Origin of the sequence: Azospirillum sp. B506, assembly GCF_000333595.1 — a bacterium.
Taxonomy (GTDB): domain Bacteria; phylum Pseudomonadota; class Alphaproteobacteria; order Azospirillales; family Azospirillaceae; genus Azospirillum.
In genome coordinates this window covers 1-1926 of the sequence record NZ_BADK01000143.1, presented here as the reverse complement: position 1 = coordinate 1926, position 1926 = coordinate 1, and the positions used below count along the sequence as shown (strand labels likewise).

Genomic DNA, 1926 nt, shown 5'->3' with positions numbered 1-1926 from the left:
GAAATCCCTGTGAGTGCCGGCACGCACCGGACGCTGGGCGGCATCGGCAGGGAGAGGAGACAGCAGGACCGGCACGGCAAAAAGCGCCACCGCGGCGGCACAGCCGCGCAGCCAGCGCTTGCGTCGATGGGCCGACCCGTCCGTCACCTCAATCCGCCCCTTCCTCTCGCACGACGATGTCCACCGGCAGGCGCCCGCCCGCCATTGAAACGCCCGCCATCGACACATCGCCGGCAACACCGGCCCGATCCGATCCGCTCCGATCCACCGGCATCATCACCGCCCGCGCCACCAGATCGCGGCGATAACCGGTCTCGCGCAGGGCGGCAGAGACGGCAACCGCCCGCGTCAACGCCCGTTCCCAGGCGACCCCGCCAGTCGAATCCTCGTGTTCGGCATGACCAACCAGCTCTATCCGGTTGCCGATGCGGCCGATGACGGCACCCAGCAGAAACAGCACACGCCGTCCCTCCTCGGTGAAGGCGGCGCCTGTGGGATCGAAGATCCGCTCCCCCGGCAGACGGATGACGACCCGGTCGTCCTCGCGCCGGACATCGACCACCGCCAGTTCCGCATTCGATCGCAGCTGGCTTCCCAGTAGCGCCGCGAGATAATGCAGGTCGATGGCCGCCCGCGCCTCCACCGCCATGGCGTTGAAGGCGGCGCCCGGGTCGCTCGGACGGTCCGACGGGCCGGCGGCGGTCGACCTTGCCGCGGGAATCGCCTCCGACATGCCCTTCGCCAGCCGGGTCCAGCGCTCCGCCTCCGGCTCGCTCATCGAATACATCAGCACGAAGAAGGCAAGCATCAAGGAGATCAGGTCGGTGAAGCTGATGAGCCACAGCGTCTTGCGCTGGCCGCCGCGATCCTCCGCTCCTGCCCTGTCGGCTATGCCCGGCACACGGATCATTTCCGCACCTCCGTCCGGGTCGAGAGCGGAGTCTTTGCCGGCTTGGCCACCGGCCGGGCCGCCGGTCCCTCGTCCCAGCGCAGGGAGAACAGCAGCCTCACCCCGCCGGGCTGGCCGCGTTCGATCCCGACGGTGACATTGCCGGCCGGCGCCCCGTCCCCGACCAGCGCGCGGGCCAGCACGCCGGCACGCGCGACCGGCCCCGGCGGCTGGCTGGGCGTCCCCGTCGGCCCGATGCCGAGCAGCGCATCCAACTCCACCCGCTCGCCCTGGCGCGACTGGCGCAGGGCGTCGGCAATGCGGTCGATCAGTCCCTGGCGATCCGCCCGCAGGGTCATCGTTCCCGGAAGGAACAGGTCGTCGGCCGGCAGTCGGACCTCCAGCAGCTGGCCGGGGGCGACCACCTCGACCTTGGAAACCGCGACCGCGGTGGCGAACAGGGTGCCGACCTCCTCCAGCCGCTGCACGGCAAAGACGGTCCCGGCGCGCGATGCCACCGGTTCCGACCCGTCGCGCAGTCGCGGGTCGATGACAAAGCTGGGAAAAGTCCGTTCCAGCGATGCGGCAACCGCCTTCACCTTCTGCGCCGTCTGCACCGACTGGGCATTCAGCACGATGAAGAAGACCAGAAGCAGCAGGAACAGCGACAGGAGAAGCAGAATGCTGCCGTTGTTCGGGTTGGCATGCCCTTCGGCACGGCTTGTCCACCCGGCTCGTGCCAGCAGCGGCAACGGACCGGCACCGGTTCCGCTGCCTTGGGCCGCGTGGCCGCCGAGCCTGCTGGTGGGGGAGCCGGGCAGCATGGCGTCAGTCGAAGCTGGCCAGCAGACGGTCGATCTCGTCCTGGTCCATGGCGTTGCCCGGCAGTTGCGGGCCGTGCAGAAGCTGCTTGTCCGCCTCTTCCGCAGTCATCGGCTCGTAATGGACGGCTGCCTCCGCCTCCTCCGCCGCCAGCTTGGCCAGCCGCGGGGCGTGATCTGCCGGACCTCGCTGCCGAAGGCGGCGATGATCAGTCC

Annotated in this window: 2 protein-coding genes and 1 pseudogene; all 3 read right to left on the bottom strand. The window is 69.8% G+C overall.

Annotated elements, in window-relative coordinates:
* Nucleotides 1-148 precede the first annotated feature (148 nt).
* The gene (locus I71_RS05260) at nt 149-910 is read right to left on the bottom strand and encodes a flagellar motor protein MotB (RefSeq protein WP_042691760.1); all 762 of its coding nucleotides are present in this window, start codon (nt 908-910) and stop codon (nt 149-151) included.
* Nucleotides 907-1713: a flagellar motor protein MotB gene (locus I71_RS05255; RefSeq protein ID WP_042691755.1), complete on the bottom strand. Its 807-nt coding sequence runs from the start codon at nt 1711-1713 to the stop codon at nt 907-909. The genes I71_RS05260 and I71_RS05255 overlap by 4 nt, the downstream gene beginning before the upstream one ends.
* Nucleotides 1714-1717: 4 nt before the next feature.
* Nucleotides 1718-1926, bottom strand: a pseudogene (locus tag I71_RS05250) (hypothetical protein); the annotation flags it as partial.

Excerpts from the sequence above, each read along its gene's own strand:
- I71_RS05255 (WP_042691755.1), bottom strand. The coding sequence starts at position 1,713 with ATGCTGCCCGGCTCCCCCACCAGCAGGCTCGGCGGCCACGCGGCCCAA.
- I71_RS05260 (WP_042691760.1), bottom strand. The coding sequence starts at position 910 with ATGATCCGTGTGCCGGGCATAGCCGACAGGGCAGGAGCGGAGGATCGC.